The 18,113-nt window shown below is 67.8% G+C and carries 17 protein-coding genes; 7 read left to right on the top strand and 10 right to left on the bottom strand.

Annotated features, from left to right (window positions below; all coding sequences use genetic code 11):
- Nucleotides 1-55 precede the first annotated feature (55 nt).
- Nucleotides 56-706: a nucleotide exchange factor GrpE gene (grpE, locus tag ACIA8E_RS39455; RefSeq protein WP_399306374.1), complete on the bottom strand. Its 651-nt coding sequence runs from the start codon at nucleotides 704-706 to the stop codon at nucleotides 56-58.
- On the bottom strand, nucleotides 703-2,556 hold the full coding sequence (dnaK, locus tag ACIA8E_RS39450; protein ID WP_399306371.1) for a molecular chaperone DnaK: 1,854 nt from the start codon (nucleotides 2,554-2,556) through the stop codon (nucleotides 703-705). Before dnaK ends, grpE begins: the two co-directional genes overlap by 4 nt.
- 317 nt (nucleotides 2,557-2,873) lie before the next feature.
- On the opposite strand from dnaK, the gene ACIA8E_RS39445 reads away from it, so the two are divergent.
- From ACIA8E_RS39445 to ACIA8E_RS39425, 5 genes are all read left to right on the top strand, one after another.
- Nucleotides 2,874-3,473, top strand: coding sequence for a sugar transferase (locus tag ACIA8E_RS39445; protein ID WP_399306368.1), 600 nt, complete (start codon nucleotides 2,874-2,876; stop codon nucleotides 3,471-3,473).
- A gap of 109 nt (nucleotides 3,474-3,582) precedes the next feature.
- A complete protein-coding gene (locus tag ACIA8E_RS39440; protein ID WP_399306365.1) occupies nucleotides 3,583-5,850 on the top strand; it encodes a (Fe-S)-binding protein in 2,268 nt (755 codons plus the stop codon).
- A 438-nt stretch (nucleotides 5,851-6,288) separates the two neighbouring features.
- Complete coding sequence (locus ACIA8E_RS39435; RefSeq protein WP_399306362.1) at nucleotides 6,289-7,758, top strand: VCBS repeat-containing protein; 1,470 nt, start codon at nucleotides 6,289-6,291, stop codon at nucleotides 7,756-7,758.
- Between the two features lie 310 nt (nucleotides 7,759-8,068).
- Nucleotides 8,069-8,980 (top strand): Yip1 family protein, encoded by a 912-nt coding sequence (locus tag ACIA8E_RS39430; RefSeq protein ID WP_399306360.1) that lies wholly within the window; start codon nucleotides 8,069-8,071, stop codon nucleotides 8,978-8,980.
- A gap of 202 nt (nucleotides 8,981-9,182) precedes the next feature.
- Nucleotides 9,183-10,619, top strand: coding sequence for a recombinase family protein (locus ACIA8E_RS39425; RefSeq protein WP_326604944.1), 1,437 nt, complete (start codon nucleotides 9,183-9,185; stop codon nucleotides 10,617-10,619).
- Between the two features lie 138 nt (nucleotides 10,620-10,757).
- Here ACIA8E_RS39425 and repSA read toward each other — a convergent pair whose 3' ends face one another.
- From repSA to ACIA8E_RS39385, 8 genes are all read right to left on the bottom strand, one after another.
- Entirely contained in the window at nucleotides 10,758-12,158 is a 1,401-nt protein-coding gene (repSA, locus tag ACIA8E_RS39420) for a replication initiator protein RepSA (RefSeq protein WP_399306358.1), read from the bottom strand.
- Nucleotides 12,155-12,325, bottom strand: coding sequence for a hypothetical protein (locus tag ACIA8E_RS39415; RefSeq protein ID WP_326604942.1), 171 nt, complete (start codon nucleotides 12,323-12,325; stop codon nucleotides 12,155-12,157). Before ACIA8E_RS39415 ends, repSA begins: the two co-directional genes overlap by 4 nt.
- Before the next feature lie 5 nt (nucleotides 12,326-12,330).
- Nucleotides 12,331-12,513 carry a hypothetical protein gene (locus ACIA8E_RS39410; RefSeq protein ID WP_399306355.1) on the bottom strand — a complete coding sequence of 61 codons (183 nt, stop codon included), beginning with the start codon at nucleotides 12,511-12,513 and terminating at the stop codon, nucleotides 12,331-12,333.
- Nucleotides 12,514-12,606: 93 nt separating this feature from the next.
- The gene (locus ACIA8E_RS39405; RefSeq protein ID WP_399306352.1) at nucleotides 12,607-12,948 is read right to left on the bottom strand and encodes a SpdD protein; all 342 of its coding nucleotides are present in this window, start codon (nucleotides 12,946-12,948) and stop codon (nucleotides 12,607-12,609) included.
- A 14-nt stretch (nucleotides 12,949-12,962) separates the two neighbouring features.
- Nucleotides 12,963-13,151: a mobile element transfer protein gene (locus ACIA8E_RS39400; protein ID WP_326604939.1), complete on the bottom strand. Its 189-nt coding sequence runs from the start codon at nucleotides 13,149-13,151 to the stop codon at nucleotides 12,963-12,965.
- A 20-nt stretch (nucleotides 13,152-13,171) separates the two neighbouring features.
- The gene (locus ACIA8E_RS39395; RefSeq protein ID WP_399306348.1) at nucleotides 13,172-13,813 is read right to left on the bottom strand and encodes a DUF2637 domain-containing protein; all 642 of its coding nucleotides are present in this window, start codon (nucleotides 13,811-13,813) and stop codon (nucleotides 13,172-13,174) included.
- A 349-nt stretch (nucleotides 13,814-14,162) separates the two neighbouring features.
- Nucleotides 14,163-15,521, bottom strand: a complete 1,359-nt coding sequence (locus ACIA8E_RS39390) for an FtsK/SpoIIIE domain-containing protein (RefSeq protein WP_399306346.1) — start codon at nucleotides 15,519-15,521, stop codon at nucleotides 14,163-14,165.
- A gap of 1 nt (nucleotide 15,522) precedes the next feature.
- The gene (locus ACIA8E_RS39385; RefSeq protein WP_399306343.1) at nucleotides 15,523-15,852 is read right to left on the bottom strand and encodes a hypothetical protein; all 330 of its coding nucleotides are present in this window, start codon (nucleotides 15,850-15,852) and stop codon (nucleotides 15,523-15,525) included.
- Between the two features lie 159 nt (nucleotides 15,853-16,011).
- On the opposite strand from ACIA8E_RS39385, the gene ACIA8E_RS39380 reads away from it, so the two are divergent.
- Together ACIA8E_RS39380 and ACIA8E_RS39375 are read left to right on the top strand one after the other, a co-directional pair.
- Complete coding sequence (locus ACIA8E_RS39380; protein ID WP_399306340.1) at nucleotides 16,012-16,803, top strand: GntR family transcriptional regulator; 792 nt, start codon at nucleotides 16,012-16,014, stop codon at nucleotides 16,801-16,803.
- The gene (locus ACIA8E_RS39375; protein ID WP_399306337.1) at nucleotides 16,803-17,468 is read left to right on the top strand and encodes a YdcF family protein; all 666 of its coding nucleotides are present in this window, start codon (nucleotides 16,803-16,805) and stop codon (nucleotides 17,466-17,468) included. Before ACIA8E_RS39380 ends, ACIA8E_RS39375 begins: the two co-directional genes overlap by 1 nt.
- The last annotated feature ends 645 nt before the right edge of the window (nucleotides 17,469-18,113 follow it).

Genomic DNA, 18,113 nt, shown 5'->3' with positions numbered 1-18,113 from the left:
CCCGAGGGCCGGTCGCCGGGGCAGACGGTGGGCCCCGCGGTGGTCGGACGAAATGTCAGACCTCCTCGGTGCCACCGCTCTCCTCGTCGTCTGTCTTCTCTTCCTTCGCCGCCGCAGGGGCCGCCCCCGGCTGAGGTTCGGCCACCGCCACCCGCGCGGGGCGGATGGTGCGCTCGCCGATGCGATACCCCGGCTGGAGGATCGCCACGCAGGTCGTCTCGGTGACGTCCGGCGCGTACGAGTGCATCAGCGCCTCGTGGACCGTCGGGTCGAAGGGCTCGCCCTCCTTGCCGAACTGCTGCAGGCCCAGCTTGGCGACGATCGTCTCGAGCGATTCGGCCACCGACTTGAACCCGCCCACGAGCTCGCCGTGTTCCCTGGCGCGACCGACGTCGTCGAGCACGGGCAGGAGCTCGGACAGGAGACCCGCGACAGCGATCTCCTTGACCGTGACCCGGTCCCGCTCGACGCGGCGGCGGTAGTTCTGGTACTCGGCCTGGAGCCGCTGGAGGTCGCCCGTGCGCTCGGCGAGCGCGGTGCGGACCTGGTCCAGCTGGGCGGTGAGGCCGACTGTCTGTACTGAGTCCCCGGCCGGGGACGCTCCCTCCTCCGAAGAGGGGGCGGCGTCCTTCGGCTCAGCTCCGTCAGGGGTGGCGCCGGAGGGGACGTCAGGCTTCTCCTCGAAGCCCGGAGTCTCCTCGGTCACACCGCACCGCCCTTGGCGTCCCGCTCGTCGTCCACGATCTCGGCGTCGACGACGTCGTCCGCGCCGTCGGCGTGCGCCTGGCCGGGCTGCGGGTCACCCTGCGGGCCGCCCTCGGCCTGTGCGTTGGCGTACATCGCCTGGCCCAGCTTCTGCGAGACGGCCGCGACCTTCTCGGTGGCGGTACGGATCTCGGCGGTGTCCTCGCCCTTGAGCTTCTCCTTCAGCTCGGTGAGCGCGGCCTCCACCTCCGTCTTCACGTCACCGGGGACCTTGTCCTCGTTGTCCTTGAGGAACTTCTCCGTCTGGTAGACGAGCTGCTCGCCCTGGTTGCGGGACTCGGCGGCCTCGCGACGGCGGTGGTCCTCCTCCGCGTACTGCTCGGCCTCCTCACGCATCCGGTTGACCTCGTCCTTCGGCAGCGAGGAGCCACCGGTGACGGTCATCTTCTGCTCCTTGCCGGTGCCGAGGTCCTTGGCAGCGACGTGCATGATGCCGTTGGCGTCGATGTCGAACGCGACCTCGATCTGCGGGACACCACGCGGGGCCGGCGGCAGACCGGTCAGCTCGAACATGCCGAGCTTCTTGTTGTACGCCGCGATCTCGCGCTCGCCCTGGTAGACCTGGATCTGCACCGACGGCTGGTTGTCCTCGGCCGTCGTGAAGATCTCGGACCGCTTGGTCGGGATCGTGGTGTTGCGCTCGATGAGCTTCGTCATGATGCCGCCCTTGGTCTCGATACCGAGGGACAGCGGCGTGACGTCGAGGAGCAGGACGTCCTTGACCTCACCCTTGAGGACACCGGCCTGGAGCGAGGCACCGATGGCGACGACCTCGTCCGGGTTCACACCCTTGTTGGCCTCCTGGCCACCGGTCAGCTCCTTGACGAGCTCGGCGACGGCCGGCATACGGGTCGAGCCACCGACGAGAACGACGTGGTCGATCTCGGAGAGCTGGATGCCCGCGTCCTTGATGACGTTGTGGAACGGGTTCTTGCAGCGCTCCAGGAGGTCCGCGGTGAGCTGCTGGAACTGGGCGCGCGTGAGCTTCTCGTCCAGGTGCAGCGGGCCCTCGGCGGATGCCGTGATGTAGGGCAGGTTGATCGTGGTCTCCGTCGAGGAGGACAGCTCGATCTTCGCCTTCTCCGCGGCCTCGCGGAGACGCTGGAGAGCCATCTTGTCCTTGGACAGGTCCACACCGTGACCGTTGGCGAACTGCTTCACCAGGTAGTCGACGACGCGCTGGTCCCAGTCGTCACCACCGAGGTGGTTGTCACCGTTGGTGGCCTTCACCTCGACGACACCGTCGCCGATCTCCAGAAGCGACACGTCGAAGGTGCCGCCACCGAGGTCGAAGACGAGGATCGTCTGGTCGTCCTTGTCGAGCCCGTACGCCAGCGCGGCGGCGGTCGGCTCGTTGACGATACGCAGGACGTTCAGGCCCGCGATCTCGCCGGCCTCCTTCGTCGCCTGACGCTCGGAGTCGTTGAAGTACGCCGGGACCGTGATCACCGCGTCGGTGACCTTCTCGCCCAGGTACGACTCCGCGTCGCGCTTCAGCTTCTGCAGGATGAAGGCGCTCATCTGCTGCGGGTTGAAGCTCTTGCCGTCGAGGTCGATCTTCCAGTCGGTGCCCATGTGGCGCTTGACCGACCGGATGGTCCTGTCGACGTTGGTCACCGCCTGACGCTTGGCGACCTCGCCGACCAGCACCTCGCCGTTCTTCGCGAAGGCGACGACGGACGGCGTGGTCCTGGCGCCTTCGGCGTTGGTGATGACGGTGGGCTCGCCGCCTTCGAGAACGCTGACGACGGAGTTAGTCGTGCCCAGGTCGATGCCGACCGCACGTGCCATTTCAATTCCTCCAACTGACTACTTGAGTGGATCTGACTCAAGGATGCATGACACCCGCCCCAGAGTCAACAGACCTGAGTGGGGTCGACTCAACTATCGTGCACAAACCTCGCGCCACCTGCGGTTTCTCCGCGATGCGAGGGGTACATATCCGGGCACATGTCCGGCAACCACTACCGGCGATCGAGGGTGACACCTGCCGACCCGACGGCCCACACGCCCCGCTCCATCATCGCCGCATGGGATCGTTCTGTCACAAAATGCCGCGAGATGCACAAAACCGGCATCCAACCCGTCCCACCCGGCAGGTGTGCACGATGCAGACGCAGATGACGGCGAAGCGCGCGCTGGATCTGGCCCTCGGCTCGGTCCTGCTCGTCCTGGCCGCCCCCCTGCTCGTCGCGGGAGCCGTCACGCTCGCCGCACGGCGGCCCCCCGGCGGCGTACTGACCCGCTCCGTGCGGATCGGCCTGGCCGGCCGGCCCTTCGTGCTGCGCACCCTGCGCACCCGCCGGCTGCGTATCGACCTGCTCTCCCGGCTGCCCCATGTCGTGCGGGGAGAGCTCTCCCTCGTCGGACCGGAACCGCTCCCCCCGGACGACGAGCGGACCGGGACCGCCGACGGAACGACCGGCGGCGCCGGGGACGGGGCCGCCGCGCAACACTGGCGGCAGGAGCTGAGACCCGGCCTGACCGGCCTGGCCCAGGTCCGCTCCCGCTCCGGGATGCCGTGGGACGAACCGGCCCTGCTCGACCAGCACTACGCCGAGCACCACTGGCTGGGACTCGATCTGAGGATCCTGGCGGCGGCGGTACACATTCCGCTGCGCGCCGCGGTCCGCGGGCTCACCCACCGCGGCAAGGCACACCTGAGCGACACAGATCACCGACTGCGCGGCTACAGCGCGGCGGAATAAGTGGATAGTGTCAGCACAGACTGATTAAGTTACTGCTTAGTAATCGCTTGTACTCCGACACGTCCCACAAGTGCCGGATCCCACCCTCGCAGGCCCGAGGAGCCCCCAAATGCAACTCGCCGCGATCATCGTGTCGCTGGTGCTGACTGTGGTCGGCGTTGCGCTCATCGCCCGAGCCGTCGCGCAGATCTACCGGTTCGTCAAACTCGGACAGCCGGTCCCGGCAGGCAGCCGCACCGACAACCCGAAGCAGCGCACCATCACCCTGGCCAAGGAGTTCCTCGGCCATACCCGGATGAACCGGTGGGGGATCGTCGGCTTCGCGCACTGGTTCGTCGCCATCGGCTTCCTGACGCTGCCGCCGACGCTGCTCCAGGCGTACGGACAGCTCTTCAAGGCCGACTGGGTGCTGCCGATCATCGGCGAATGGCTGCCGTTCGAGCTCTACATCGAGTTCATCGGCCTCATGACGACGGTCGGCATCCTCGTACTGATCGCCATCCGGCTGCTGAACCTGCCCTCCCGGGCCGGCCGCAAGTCCCGGTTCGCGGGTTCCAAGGCCTGGCAGGCGTACTTCGTCGAGTACGTCATCCTCGTCATCGGCCTGGCGATCCTGACCCTGCGTGGTCTCGAGGGCGCGATCCACCACGTGGAGGGCTACGAGGCCGCGTACTTCGTCTCGTACCCCCTGGTCCTCGCCTTCAAGGGACTCGGCCTCGGCGCGCTCCAGAACCTCATCTACTTCACCGCGATGATCAAGATCGGCGTCTCGCTGATCTGGATGATCACGGTCTCGCTCAACACCAACATGGGTGTTGCCTGGCACCGCTTCCTCGCCTTCCCGAACATCTGGTTCAAGCGGAACGCGGACGGCGCGGTCGCGCTCGGCGCGCTGCAGCCGATGACCTCCGGCGGCAAGGAGATCGACTTCGAGGACCCGGGCGAGGACGACGTCTTCGGTGTCTCCCAGGTCGAGCAGTTCTCCTGGAAGGGCATCCTCGACTTCTCCACGTGCACGGAGTGCGGTCGCTGCCAGTCGCAGTGCCCCGCCTGGAACACCGGCAAGCCGCTCTCCCCGAAGCTCCTGATCATGTCGCTGCGTGACCACGCGCACGCCAAGGCCCCGTACCTGCTCGCCGGTGGCGGCAAGGACATGGAGGGCAACGAGAAGGCGTCCGAGGAACAGCTGAAGGACGTCCCGGCCGCCGCCCTCGCCGAGGCCGAACGCCCCCTCATCGGCACGGTCGAGGAGAACGGCGTCATCGACCCGGACGTGCTCTGGTCCTGCACCACCTGCGGTGCGTGCGTGGAGCAGTGCCCGGTCGACATCGAGCACATCGACCACATCGTCGACATGCGCCGCTACCAGGTGATGATCGAGTCCGCGTTCCCGTCCGAGGCGGGCACGATGCTCAAGAACCTGGAGAAGAAGGGCAACCCCTGGGGGCTCGCCAAGAAGCAGCGCGTCGAGTGGACCAAGGAGGTCGACTTCGAGGTCCCGATCGTCGGCAAGGACGTCGAGGACCTGTCGGAGATCGACTACCTCTACTGGGTCGGCTGCGCCGGAGCCCTGGAGGACCGGGCCAAGAAGACCACCAAGGCCTTCGCCGAGCTGCTGCACATCGCGGGCGTGAAGTTCGCGATCATGGGCGGCGACGAGAAGTGCACGGGTGACTCGGCCCGCCGCCTGGGCAACGAGCCGCTTTTCCAGCAGCTCGGCCAGGAGAACGTCGCGATGCTGAACATGGCGTTCGGCGAGGACGACGAGGACGAGACGACGAAGAAGCCCAAGTCGTCCAAGAAGATCGTCGCGACCTGCCCGCACTGCTTCAACACCATCGCGAACGAGTACCCGCAGCTCGGCGGCGAGTACGAGGTCATCCACCACACGCAGCTGCTCCAGCACCTGGTGGACGAAGGCAAGCTGATCCCGGTGACCCCGGTCGAGGGCCTGATCACGTACCACGACCCGTGCTACCTGGGCCGGCACAACAAGATCTACACGCCGCCTCGCGAGATCATCGCGAAGGTGCCGGGTCTGCGGAACGAGGAGATGCACCGCCACAAGGAGCGCGGCTTCTGCTGCGGCGCCGGTGGTGCCCGGATGTGGATGGAGGAGCGGATCGGCAAGCGCATCAACAACGAGCGCGTCGACGAAGCCCTCTCCCTCAACCCGGACATCGTCTCCACCGCCTGCCCGTTCTGCCTCGTCATGCTGACCGACTCGGTCAACGGCAAGAAGAACGACGGCAAGGCGAAGGAGTCGGTCCAGGTGGTCGACGTCTCGCAGCTGCTGCTCGACTCGGTGAAGATCCCGGCGGACCCGGCGGGCGAGCCGGAGTCCGAGAGTGCACCGGAACCGGAGCCGGTGAAGTAGCTTTCGGTCGCAGGGGGGGCTGATGGGGAACTCCCCATCAGCCCCCCCTGTCATTTCCGGCCCCTCCGCCCCCACCGCTTCACGGTGCTGCGGGGCAACGCTTCCGGTGCGCCGTCCAGCGACGGCGACCAGTCGGCCGACGCGGGGAGCGACGGGGCGCCCGGGAGCGAAGCCGGGGCTTTCGGGACGGTTTCGTACAGGGCGGTGCTCGGCCGGAAACGGGAGCCTCCGGGGAGGCCCCGCGCCTCGCCCTCCCGCCGCCACCTCCCGCCCCAGAAATAGTTGCGACCCCCATACAACCCTCCGGCCCCACCGCGAGTCTCCTGTTCGCCAACCGCAGGGCTACACCTGGGACAACTCCCGGCAAACGCTCGTGGAACGCACCCCATTGACTGCGGATGCCCGCCAGGCATCCCCGCATGCTGCAGGAGAACCCGCATGCAGAAACACCTGCGTATCGCCCTCGCATCGGCCGCCGCGGCCGCGCTGACGGGCGGACTGCTCTCCCTCTCGACGGGCGTGGCCGGCGCCGCCGACTCCGTCCACCACCCCATGGCCGACTTCAACGGCGACCACATCGGTGACGTCGCCTTCTCCGCCGGCTGGGCGACCGTCGGCGGCAAGAAGGACGCCGGCCAGATCGTCGCCCTGTACGGCTCCGCGAACGGCGTGACGTCCACCGCCCGCAAGACGGTCAGCCAGAACACGACCGGCGTGCCCGGCAGCGCCGAGACCGGCGACGCCTTCGGCTGGGTCAGCGCCTACGGCGACTTCAACGCCGACGGATTCGACGACCTGGCCGTCTCCGCGCACTACGAGGACGTGGACGGCGACACCGACGGCGGCACCGTCGCGATCCTGTGGGGTTCCTCCTCGGGCCTCACCGGTGGCACGACGATCAAGGACCCGGCCGTCTCCTCGCACGACCATTGGGGCCGCACGCTCGCCGCGGGCGACTTCGACAACGACGGCAAGGACGACCTCGCGATCGGATCCTCGGCGAGCACGATCTACGTCTACAAGGGCGGCATCACCAAGACGGGCACCTCGGGCGGCCGGTACACCGTCAAGCCGCCGATCGAGTCCGGCGGCAGCAGCGGCCCGCTCAACCTCACCGCGGGCGACGTGAACGGCGACGGCGCCACCGACCTCGTGGTCGACGGCTACGAGACCACGACCGACTACGGCTGGAACACCAACTACTACGTTCCCGGCACCGCATCCGGCCTGAACGCCTCGTCCGCGAAGGCACTGAAGCCCGGCATCATCACCGCCATCGGCGACGTCAACGGGGACAACTTCGGCGACATCGTGACCGGCCAGGAGTGGGACAAGCCCAAGGACGGCCCGGTGCTGCCCGGTACGGTCGACGGCGGCAAGGTCAACATCACGTACGGCTCCGCGGGCGGCCCCGCCACCACCACGGCCATCAGCCAGGACACCGGCAACGTCCCCGGCGGCTCCGAGCGCGGCGACTACTTCGGCGGCGAGCTGTCCCTCGGCGACATCAACGGCGACGGCTTCCAGGACCTGGTCGTCGGCGCCCCGGGCGAAAACCTGGGCAGCGCCGTGGACACCGGCTCCGTCACGGTCCTGTACGGCTCCGCCTCCGGCATCAACACCCAGTCCGGCGGTCAGTTCTTCGCCCAGTCCACGGCCGGCGTCCCCGGCTCGGACGAGTCGAAGGACTACTTCGGCAACGAGGTCAAGCTCACCGACGTCAACGGCGACGGCAAGGCCGACCTGACGATCGGCGCATACGGCGAGAACAGCGGCAACGGCGCGCTGACCTACCTCCCGTCCAACGGCACCCGCATCACCACGACGGGCGCGCGCTCGCTCTCGACGACGTCGGTGGGCGTGTCCACCGACGCGTACCCGGGACTGGGCGGCAACGCGGCCAACTGACCGGCCGCTTCGAGTTGTCGGGCCCGCACCGTCGAGGTGCGGGCCCCTTCCCTGTCGCCACCCACCTCTGGAGCACCATGCGGAAGGGCACCCTCGTCCTGGCGGCAGCGATGCTCACCACCACTGCCACGCTCGGACTGCCCTCGGCCGTCAATCCCTCCAGCACGGATCCGTGCTCCCGACCGCCCCGTAGACACCCCTCACTGCAGCCTCGGGACACCCTCAGGGGATGTCACAGCTCGGCCGCAAAGCCGGTCCCGATCCTCCGGGTCCGGCACCTCACTGTCCCGGACCAGGTACGTTCGATTACGTGGCTGGATTCAGGATCGGACGCGGCCGGGACAACCGCACCCCGCAGCAAGGGCAACAGCAACCGCGGCAGCAGCCGTACGGCACGCAGGCATCACCGCCGCCGTACGGTCAGCAGCCATGGCCGCCGACGGGAGGCAACGGCACCCCGTACACAGCCGGCCGACCCGGCGGACATGAGGGCAACGGCGTCTACGGCGGCGCACACGGCGAGCCCGAATACTTCGGCGACGCGTACAACCAGCCCCAGTACCCCCACCGAGGCGACCCGTACGCCAACAACCCGGGTCACACACAGGCGTTCAGCATCAACGAGGACCCGTACGGCGACGGCAACACCTACCGCGCCGGCCAGGCCGCCCAGCCCGCAGGCCCCCGCCTGCACTGGAAGGATCTGCTGAGCGGCATCGTGCTGCGCCCCGGCCCGACGTTCTGGCAGATGCGCGACTACCCCGTGTGGGGCCCGGCGCTCATCGTCACGTTCCTCTACGGCTTGCTGGCGCTCTTCGGCTTCGACCAGGCCCGTGACGACGCGATCCACGCGACACTCTCCGCCGCCGTCCCGTACGTCGTCCTCACGGGCGTCGGCTTCGTCATCGGCGGCCTCGTCCTCGGCGCAGTCACCCACACCCTCGCCCGCCAGCTCGGCGGCGACGGCGCCTGGCAGCCGACGGTCGGCCTCTCCATGCTGATCATGTCGATCACGGACGCACCGCGTCTGATATTCGCCCTGTTCCTGGGCGGCGAGAACTCCCTGGTCCAGGTCCTCGGCTGGGTGACCTGGCTGGCCTCGGCCGCACTCTTCACCTCGATGGTCAGCAAGTCGCACGACCTGCCGTGGCCGAAGGCGCTGGGCGCATCCGCGATCCAGCTGATCGCGCTTCTGTCGATCATCAAACTCGGCACGATCTGACGCACCCACCACCCGCACCACAGAAATGACCCCCGGCGCCACGGCGCCGGGGGTCATCCACTTTTCACTGCTGCTTCCGCCTCAGGCGTCGAGAACCTGCCCACTGCGCCGCACGACAGGCTTCTCCACACTCCAGGCTGACTTGACTCAATGACGGTAGTAGTCTTGCTCTGCTCTGAGAAGCAGGGGAGGCCCGTTCATCGTGGCGCGCAAGGTGGGGATCTACACCCGAATCTCTCGGGACGATGAAGGCGACGCCATGGGCGTGGCCCGGCAGCAGCAGGACTGCGAGCGCCTAGCCGATCTCCGATCGTGGCAAGCCGTGAAGATCTATGAGGACAACGACGTCTCAGCGTTCAAGCGGAACGTCGTGCGCGAAGAGTTCGAGCTGATGTTGAAGGATCTCCGCGCCGGCCTCATTGACGGCATCGTCGCCTACGACCTGGACCGTCTTGCCCGTCAGCCGCGCGACCTGGAACGGCTCATCGAGATCTTCGATGAACGTCCGAAGTCGGAGTTTGCGACAGTCACCAACGACGTGAACCTTGGGACGCCGGACGGCCGGACGATGGCCCGCATCATGGTCGCGTTCGCCAACAAGTCCTCTCATGACGCGTCCCGCCGGATCAGGCGCAAGCACCTGGAATTGGCCCAACAGGGCAAGGACAGCGGCGGTCCGGCTCCGTACGGGTGGCGCAAGGACGATCGGACGAAGGTCGACCCCGACGCCGCGCGTGCGATCCGCGAAGCGCAACAGGAGATCCTTGCCGGTGTCCGCATCGGCACTATCCGCACGCGCTGGTGGGAACAGGGGCTCGGAAACCCACGCGCCGGCACCAAGCGCATGGCACACCACCACGTCGAGCACATCCTGACCAACCCTCGGTTGGTCGGGTACCGGACGTACCACGGCGAGATCCTGACCGGGGCCAACGGGGAACCCGTCAAGGGCGAGTGGGAGCCCATCAACACCGTCGCAGAGTGGGAGGCGGTGTGTGCCGCCGTCACCGAGCGGAAGCTGAAACAGCGCCCGGGGAAGCTCTTGGCCCGCAAGTATCTGCTCTCGGGCATCGCGCGGTGTGGGCTCTGCAAGACCAAGATCCGGGGCCAGATCAACCAGCGCCGGAAGCCTGGCTCAAAGGCAACCAAGTACACGTATCAGTGCTCGGTGGTCAACGGAGGGTGCGGCAAGGTCGCTCGGGTGGGCGAGCCCGTCGATAAGTTGATCGCGGAACTCGTACTCGAAGAGCAACGTGAGAAGGCGGCAACGCTGGGCGTCCCGATCCAGCAACAGTGGCCGCGGGAATCCGAGTTGGAGGCAGTCCAGGCCGACATCAACCAGCTCATCGAAGCGGAGAAGACCAAGCAAATCACCGTGTCCACGCTGCTACAGCTCCTCCCCACGAAGGAAAAGGAGCGCGACGAGCTCAAGTTGGAGCGGGCACGTTTCTACAAAGATCAAAAGCAGGCAGAGGCACAAGTTCGTTCAGGGGAGCTGTCGTTGGCGGAGTTCTTTGATCTTCCCGTCGAGCGTCAGCAAGAGATCGTGTTGCACAGCCTCTCGGCGGTGATGATCCATCCGGCGGGACGCGGGCGGCGGATCTTCGACCCCTCGCTGATCGATCCCGTCTGGCGATAGTCCTACGGTCGGCCGTGAAGCAGACGCGCACGGCGAACCCACTCCTCATCCCGAGCGGGCGCACGTCGAAGGTGCTTCCGAAGCCACTCTTCGCGAGACATGACCTTGGCCTGTGCCATTTCGTGTCGTTCCTCAAGATCAGTGCTCCGAGACATCCAGCTCACCTCCAGCTCGCTCCTCGCGGGCCAATTCGCGGCTCTGCGCAATGTCGCGGTGGATGTTGGCGGCGAGCCAGGATTCGCCAGGGGTGTGGCCGTGGCCGGCGTAGGTCCAGTGGGCGAGGGTGAGCGTGGTTGCTTCTGGGTGGTCGTCGGGGTCGGGCAGGCCGAGGGCGGCGCGTTGCTGGTGGGCGCGGTAGTCGGCGCGGACCTGGCGGAGGGCACCGAGGGTGGTGGAGTAGCGGCGGGATTTGGTGGAGAAGTGGCCGCGGAAGCCGAGCATGTGGGCCCAGTCCCGGAGCTTGCGATCGGGGTAGGCATGGTGAAGGTCGAGGCAGGCTTCGATCAGGCGCCGAGGGTGTTCGGGCACGTCGAGCAGGATCAGGGCTTCTTTGTTGCCGATGCGGTGGTCGACGGTGCCGGTGGTCTCGGCTGCTTTGGTGGCGTACTTGGCGACGTAGGAGGCGACTGCTTGTTCGGTGAGGTCTTCGCCGTTCCCGAAGGCTCCGATGGGCTGGACGTCGAGCTGTGTGCCCCAGCGCAACACCCAGTCATTGACGAACCCAGCGTCTTCGTTCGCCGGCACGACGACTTCGACCCGGGCGGCAGCCGCGCGGATGGCGTCGTCGAGTAGATCGAGGGTGGCCCAGGCCGGGGGCGGAGAGTCGGGACCGCCCGGTCCGTCGAAGCGGATCACGGCGTGGAAGTGGACCGCCCCGCGCTTTTGGTACTCGGCGACCTTGCCGAAGGACAGGCGGGACTGCTCGCGGGCCGCTTTCTGGGTGAGGCCGGCCCGGCGGGCGATCTCTCGGCGCAGGTAGATCGTGAAGTAGCGCCACAGGTCGGAGGCGTGGTTGTTCCACAGGACCGCGCCCGCGTAGTCGTAGGTGGCGGGGTCGAGCGGGGTGCCGAGTTCGGGTGCGTTGTCGGGGTGGTGTGTGCCGCAGCGGCAGGGCCGGTTGCCGGGGCGGTTGTGGACGGGGCCGAAGGACGGGGCGGTGAGGGTCGCGAAGACGCGGGGGTGATCGCGGATGGTGTGCGGGGTGCCCTTGTCGGGGTCGCCGGTGAGGCCAGCACGGATGAGGTGGTAGGTGTCCCCGGCGTAGGTCCAGGCGCAGGCGGGGCAGCGGGAGGCCCGCCGGTTGCCGCAGGCGATCCGTAACCGGCCGCCGGGCTCGGTGTCGGTGCTGTAGTGGTGCAGGACCGTGCCGGTTGCCCGGTCGATGGTCTTGGTGGCGCCGGTGAGGTGGATGGGTTGGGCGCATCCTCCGGTGCGGCGGATCTGGTCTTCCCAGCGGTCGAAGCCGGTGGACCCGGCCACCCGGAGCAGGTCGCCCAGGGTGATCGGGTCCAGGCCCGCCGCGGTGGCGGGGTCGGTCACTGGTCGTTCTCCTTGGGCGGGTGGTTGTCGATCCACTCTTCGGCGCAGACCTTGTGGACGGGCTTGCCGCGGTCGGAGCGGAGCGGGGTGGGCTTGTCGCACAGCACGCAGGGCTTGTCGCCCGTGGGGTCGAAGTGCTTGGGCGAGCTCCAGTTCAGGAGGGCCACGGCGGTCACCTCCCGACGCGGGCGTAGGCGCGGACGGGGATGGTGCGGCCGGTGCCGCGGCAGGCCGGGCAGGCGGCGGTGATGGTGCGGTGCTGTCCGTCGGGGGTGGTCTGGCCGGTGGTGATGGCGACCTGGGGGAAGCCGTCGCAGTGGGCGCAGATCGGCCGGTTCGGGGTGTGCTGGGGCATGATGGGGTCTCCCTTTCGGGTCTGCTTGATCTGGAAGGTGTTGAGGCGCCCGGGGCGGCGGAAGTTTGGCGACCGAGGCCGCCCCGGGGGCTGTTAGCGCTGGTTGTTCTGGCTGTTGAGGAGCGAGCGCAGGACGACGGCGCAGATTGCGACGGAGACGCCGGTGATGGCGACCGCGAGGAGCATCGAAACCAGGACCGCACCGACGACGAGGACCACAGCGGTACCACCGGCGACAGCGACGACCAGGGCGCCAGGGGTCAGCTGCACCGCGGACCGAGGCGCCGGTACGGACGCTGGAGCCGAGGCGGCAGCGGGGACGGGCGTGTGGTTGCAGTCGCAGGCCGGCGGGTGTGCGAGGGCGGCGGGCGGTAGCACGAGGGACGTGCCTGCGATGGGGGCGGTGTCCGGGGTCGGGTACTTGGGGGTGAACATGGGCGGTTCTCCTCTCAGGGGTTGCAGCGGTGGGTGCGGGCGGCGAGTTCGGCGGCGGACCGGTTGAGGTAGTCCGTGGAGAAATTGCAGCCCGGGGCGGTACAGGCGGCGGTGTGCTTGGTGCGGCCCCGGCCGTCGTAGTGCGTGCCGACCTGCACGGGACCGATGCGGATCACGTCGGTGAAGCGGTTCGGACGCGGCATTCGATGACCTTCCTTTCTGCTCAGGCGAGTTGGGCGGCGATGGCGTCGGCGAGCGGACCGGGAACCCCGAGCCGGGTGCGCAGGGTGGCCGAGTCGATCCGGGCGCCGGTGGTGGCGTGGTGGGTGTCGGCGACCTTGCGGGCGTGATCGAGCAAGGCCGGAGGGACGGCCACGGCCGGGGCGGGCGGTAGTTCCGGGGCGGGCTCGGGGGCGCGCTCCACCGTGACGTCCGGGGCCGGTTCGGGTGTCGGATCAGCCAGCGGCACAGGGGCCGGGGCTGGTTCGGGTTCGGCCGGCGCGGCGGTCGGGGTGTGGGCGAGGAGGGTTCCGCCGAGGAAGGCGAGGGCGGGCCAGCCGGCGACGAGGATGCGCAGCCAGGCCGGCACGTTGCCCAGGTCGAGGAGTCCGGCGGTGGCGATGTTCGCGCCGAGGGACGCGGCCAGGGCGATCACGAACCAGCTCCAGGCGGCGCGGTTGTCCGCGTGGGTGCGCATGCGGCGCCAGGCGGCGACGAGCAGCAGATCCACGCTGATCGGGTAGGCCCATGCCTTCCAGCCGTCCTGTCCGGCTGCTTCTGCCAGGTCGTGCAGGTGGGAGAAGGACAGTGCGCCGGCGATGACTGCCTGGATCAGTACGGCGTCGAGGCGGATGGTGCGGGACATCGGGATCACCTCCCTTTCGTGGGGTGGGCCGGTGCCGGGCGGGATGCTTTGGTCGACCGCCCGGCGCCGGGGCGAGGGGTCAGGACTCGGGATCGGTGCCGGTGCCGAAGCAGTTCAGGCAGAGGCCGTCCTGCTGTCCGACCGGGCGACGCTTGCGGCCGACACGGACCGTGGCGGCGACGGTGCCAGTGCCCCCGCAGGGCCGGCACTTCACCGGCTCATCCGGTGCCGAAGCCTTCCTCGGGTGGTCCTCTTGGTGGCCATGGCGGTGCGTCCTTTCGGTTCCGGGCATGGGCGGGGTAGGGACCTGGCGCGAGGCGGTCACGCCGACCGGAGGGTGGGGCGGGTGTTACTCGGTGACCGGAACCGGCTTGACCAGCGGCCCAGTTGCGGCCGGGGCAGGGTCGGCGGGAACGAGCGGCCGGAACGGTGCCAGGGCCGGAATGTGTGGGGTCAGGTGCGCGTACTCGCGACAGACGGCCACGGCCTGGACCGGGGGCATTTCCGGGGTGCGGATGCGAGACCAGCCGCCGGAGGAGTCGCCGGCTACGGCCACACCGGGGCGGTCCGGCGCGATGGTGGTGGCGGCGAAGACCGCTTCGGGGGCGATGTCGCCCAGGCCCATGTCTGCGGTCTGCTTGTCGTTGACGCGGTGCACGACACGGCCGGTGAGCTGAGCGCGGAGCATGGTGGCGCCCTTGCCGAGGTCGGAGCCGAAGCGCTGTCCGCAGACTTCCAGGTAGATGCCGATCGCGCGGGCCATCTGTGCCAGGCGGATCATGTGCGTCACCATGCGGTCGCGGCGTTCCTCGTCCTTCTTCGCGGCGGTGAGGAACAGTTCCGCTACCTCGTCCACCAGGACCACGAGCGGCACCGGACGGACCTTCGCGGGCAGGTTCCACAGGTCCGTGGCGCCGTGTTCGCTCAGCAGGTCGAAGCGGGCTTCCATCTCACCGACTAGCGCTTCCAGCAGGCGGGATGCTTCATCCGGGGTGACCGCGAGAGCGGAGAGCCGAGGCGCGTATCCGCGCTGTTCCACGCCGCGCTTGCAGTCGATGCCCACCAGGCCGACCGGCAGTTTCGCCAGCCCGGCGATGAGGTTGCGCTGATACATCGACTTGCCCGACTGATTCGCCCCGAGCGTCAGGGCGTGCGGGATCTTCTGGTAGTCGCGGACGAACGCGCTGCCGTCCTCCCGCAGAGCCACCGGCACCACCATCGGGCCCGACATCAGCTTGCGCGGCAGCCGGCGCGGCATCTTCACCCGCCGCAGAACGTCGTAGCCCGTCATCCGCAGCTCGACGAAACCCGGCTTGATCTCCCTGACGTGCACGGAGTGAACGCCCCAGGCGTGCCGCAGACGCTCCGAAGCCGCGGCCACGTCGGCAGGCTCCAGACCGGCCGGGAGCCGGAGCGTGACCCGCATCCCGGTGGAGGAGCCGCGGACTCGGCGGACTTTCGGCGGGACCGGCTGCACGTCCTGGCGGCGGGCCACGTTGCGGACCATGAACGCCCGCAGGCGGGACGGCTGAACCGTCAGCCCGCACACGTCCATCGTGGACCGGTAGGTGATCGAGAAGCGGACCCGGGCGACCGGCAGGCCGACCAGCGACCAGAACACGCGAGGAGCGCGTACCTTCGCATAGCCGAGGCCGCCGGCGGCGGCTAAGGCCCCCGTTGCTTCGATCACCGTGGCGAGGTCCGACACGTCAGACTCCCGGCGTGATTGCTACCGCACGGAAGGAGATCCCGTGCCGGGTCTGGCCGTTGAAGGTGTTCTCCCAGTCACGAGCCTTGAGGCCGATCACCGAGACCGGCGTACCCGGAGCAAGGCCCTCGGGGATACCGGTGTTGGGCACGGTCACCTGGTACAGGTTCCCCTCACCCTCGTCCGAGATCAGCAGGCCCACCGTCGAGAGCGGCGCACCGGTCTCCCGGTCGATCGCGATCTCACCGGTCTGCTTACTCACGAGCTTCGGGGTCGGGGGCGTCGCCACGAACACGACAGCGGTCGAGACATCGATCTTGAACGACGGCATTACTGACTCCCTGTGTTGACGTCGGAGCAGCCCAAAGAAGGCCCTTCCGGTTTCACAGTCCCAGGACTGCGAGCTCCTAGAAAGACAGTGGCATGCAGTCCTGGGACTGTCAACAGTCCTGGGACTGTGTTTGACTGGACTTGTCGAGAGGGGTTCGTCATGGCGCCCAAGTGGCGAGAGCTGGCAGACAAGCTGGCCGAACAGATCAAGAGCGGCGAATACGCTCCGGGCCAGCAACTTCCGCACATCAGAGAGCTTGTCGAAGCGGGCGAGGGCTCCAAGTCCACTGTCCACGCTGCCTATAAGGCTCTTGAAGCCGAAGGTCTGGTCACCTCATCGCGGGGCCATGGCACCGTCGTGCGGCAACACGTTCCGCTCAAGCGGCTCGGCATTGCCCGGTACGACAAAGCCAAGTGGCGGGACAGCGACGAGGTGGCGTTCATCGCGGACCGTGTGGCCTCCGGACGTGCCTATCGCCGGAATGAGCAGACCCAGACAGTCAGTCTCGTTGAAGCCCCACCCGAGGTGGCGGCCGCGCATGATCTACCTGTGGGAGCAGAGGTGTATGCCCGCGCGCGACTGGTGAAGGAGGGCGAGCAGCCGACGCACACCCTGACCAGCTACTACCGACCCGAACACGTTGAGGGCACGCGGCTAGTGGACCCCACACCGGGGCCGGCCGGTCGCGGCGGCGGATTCCGCGTGCTGTACGACGCCGGTTACGAGATCGACCACATGAAGGAGGAGATCTTCGCCCGTGCCGCCACACTGGACGAAGTGAAGCTCCTGCAACTGCCACCAGGCGAACCAGTCGTCGAGCTGCATCGGACGACGTACACAGCCGCGGACACAGTGGTTGAATTCGCCATCGGCGTGCACGCAGCGTCGCGCTTTGCCTGGGAATACGACTTCAAGGTCCCAGACTCTGCGAAGGACAGGAAAGAGCAGTAATGATCTCAGCACAAGCATGGGCAGACACGCGACGCCTGTGGGACTACCACCAGATGGGCCACTCGGCCCGGCCGTGCTCGGTTGCCATCGGGCTAGGCAGCCATGACCTAGGTGTGGCCGATACGGCGGTAGACCTATATAAGCGCGGCATGGCTCCACTGCTTGTGTTCACCGGTGCGACTAGCCCCACGACGCGGGAACGCATGCCACGCGGTGAAGCTGTCCACTACCGAGAGCGGGCGCTTGAACTTGGCGTCCCTTCGTCGGCCGTGCTCGTTGAGCCGCGTGCTCGCAACACCGGTGAGAACATCCGCTTCTCCAGGAGCTTGCTCGAAGAGGCTGGGGTCGATGTATCGTCCGCTCTCCTGATCAGCAAGCCATACGAGGAGAGGCGGGCGTACGCCACGGCGCGTAAATCGTGGCCCGAGGTTGAGATCGTCAGCGCGTCCACTCCGATGACGCTCGACGAATACGTCGACTCCATCCGGGACGCTCGCTTGGTGATCGACATGCTTGTAGGTGCACTACATCGATTGCTGATCTACCCGGACCAAGGATTCATGATCAGGCAGCCGGTGCCGGATGACGTGATGGAGGCGTACGAGCGGTTGTGTCGAGAAGGCTTCACGAGTCGGCTCCTCACCACCGACCAGCCGTCTGGCTGAGAAGTTCGGCACCAGGGCAATCACTACTGCCTTCGGCTCGTCAGCGTCTGAATCAGTCGTCGCTATCGAGTCCCATACGCCGCCTGATGCGGCTTCGAAGGACCCGGTCCATGATGGCCATCAGGGAGTAAATGGCCCCGAACACCGGCCCGGCGATGAGTACAACCACCACCGATCCGGGTTTCTCGGCTACCAACAGGCCTCCGATGGTCACGGGAACAGCGATGTAGACACCAAGGCGTACGGGATGCCGAGACACCCACTTCTGCAGGCGGGTCCGTGGCCGGCCGGCTCCCGCTACGCGTTCGACCGCCAGGTATCTCTCCGTCAGGGTCTGACCCCAAGTCCTCATCCGGCACATGCTACGCAGACGAACGACTGCACTCCGGACTGATGCTGGATCGTCGAGGGTCAGGCCGGTGCCAGCTACTGCAGGCGCTTGAGCCGGTTGCGGACGAGGGCTTCGAGTCGGTCGATGGCTCGATGGATCCTCGCTCCATGTGCACTCCCAAGACGGTCGGAAGATCATGGTGACCGCCTTCTAGCGGCCGAGCTGTTACAGGTTTCTCTACCTCATCAAGGCTCCTCGCTCCGCTCGTCGCGCGCTCCCCGGCTCACCGCCGGGGCCCTGCGCTCCTGTCTCCG

Source organism: Streptomyces sp. NPDC051664 (genome assembly GCF_044453545.1).
Taxonomy (GTDB): domain Bacteria; phylum Actinomycetota; class Actinomycetes; order Streptomycetales; family Streptomycetaceae; genus Streptomyces.
This window is presented reverse-complemented; position numbering and strand designations above follow the sequence as displayed.

What these genes read in the sequence shown, in the direction of transcription:
- dnaK (WP_399306371.1), bottom strand. Translation starts at nt 2,556, where the DNA reads ATGGCACGTGCGGTCGGCATCGACCTGGGCACGACTAACTCCGTCGTC.
- ACIA8E_RS39445 (WP_399306368.1), top strand. Translation starts at nt 2,874, where the DNA reads ATGCAGACGCAGATGACGGCGAAGCGCGCGCTGGATCTGGCCCTCGGC.
- ACIA8E_RS39440 (WP_399306365.1), top strand. Translation starts at nt 3,583, where the DNA reads ATGCAACTCGCCGCGATCATCGTGTCGCTGGTGCTGACTGTGGTCGGC.
- ACIA8E_RS39435 (WP_399306362.1), top strand. Translation starts at nt 6,289, where the DNA reads ATGCAGAAACACCTGCGTATCGCCCTCGCATCGGCCGCCGCGGCCGCG.
- ACIA8E_RS39410 (WP_399306355.1), bottom strand. Translation starts at nt 12,513, where the DNA reads ATGCCCCAGCACACCCCGAACCGGCCGATCTGCGCCCACTGCGACGGC.
- ACIA8E_RS39405 (WP_399306352.1), bottom strand. Translation starts at nt 12,948, where the DNA reads ATGTTCACCCCCAAGTACCCGACCCCGGACACCGCCCCCATCGCAGGC.
- ACIA8E_RS39400 (WP_326604939.1), bottom strand. Translation starts at nt 13,151, where the DNA reads ATGCCGCGTCCGAACCGCTTCACCGACGTGATCCGCATCGGTCCCGTG.
- ACIA8E_RS39395 (WP_399306348.1), bottom strand. Translation starts at nt 13,813, where the DNA reads ATGTCCCGCACCATCCGCCTCGACGCCGTACTGATCCAGGCAGTCATC.
- ACIA8E_RS39385 (WP_399306343.1), bottom strand. Translation starts at nt 15,852, where the DNA reads ATGCCGTCGTTCAAGATCGATGTCTCGACCGCTGTCGTGTTCGTGGCG.
- ACIA8E_RS39380 (WP_399306340.1), top strand. Translation starts at nt 16,012, where the DNA reads ATGGCGCCCAAGTGGCGAGAGCTGGCAGACAAGCTGGCCGAACAGATC.
- ACIA8E_RS39375 (WP_399306337.1), top strand. Translation starts at nt 16,803, where the DNA reads ATGATCTCAGCACAAGCATGGGCAGACACGCGACGCCTGTGGGACTAC.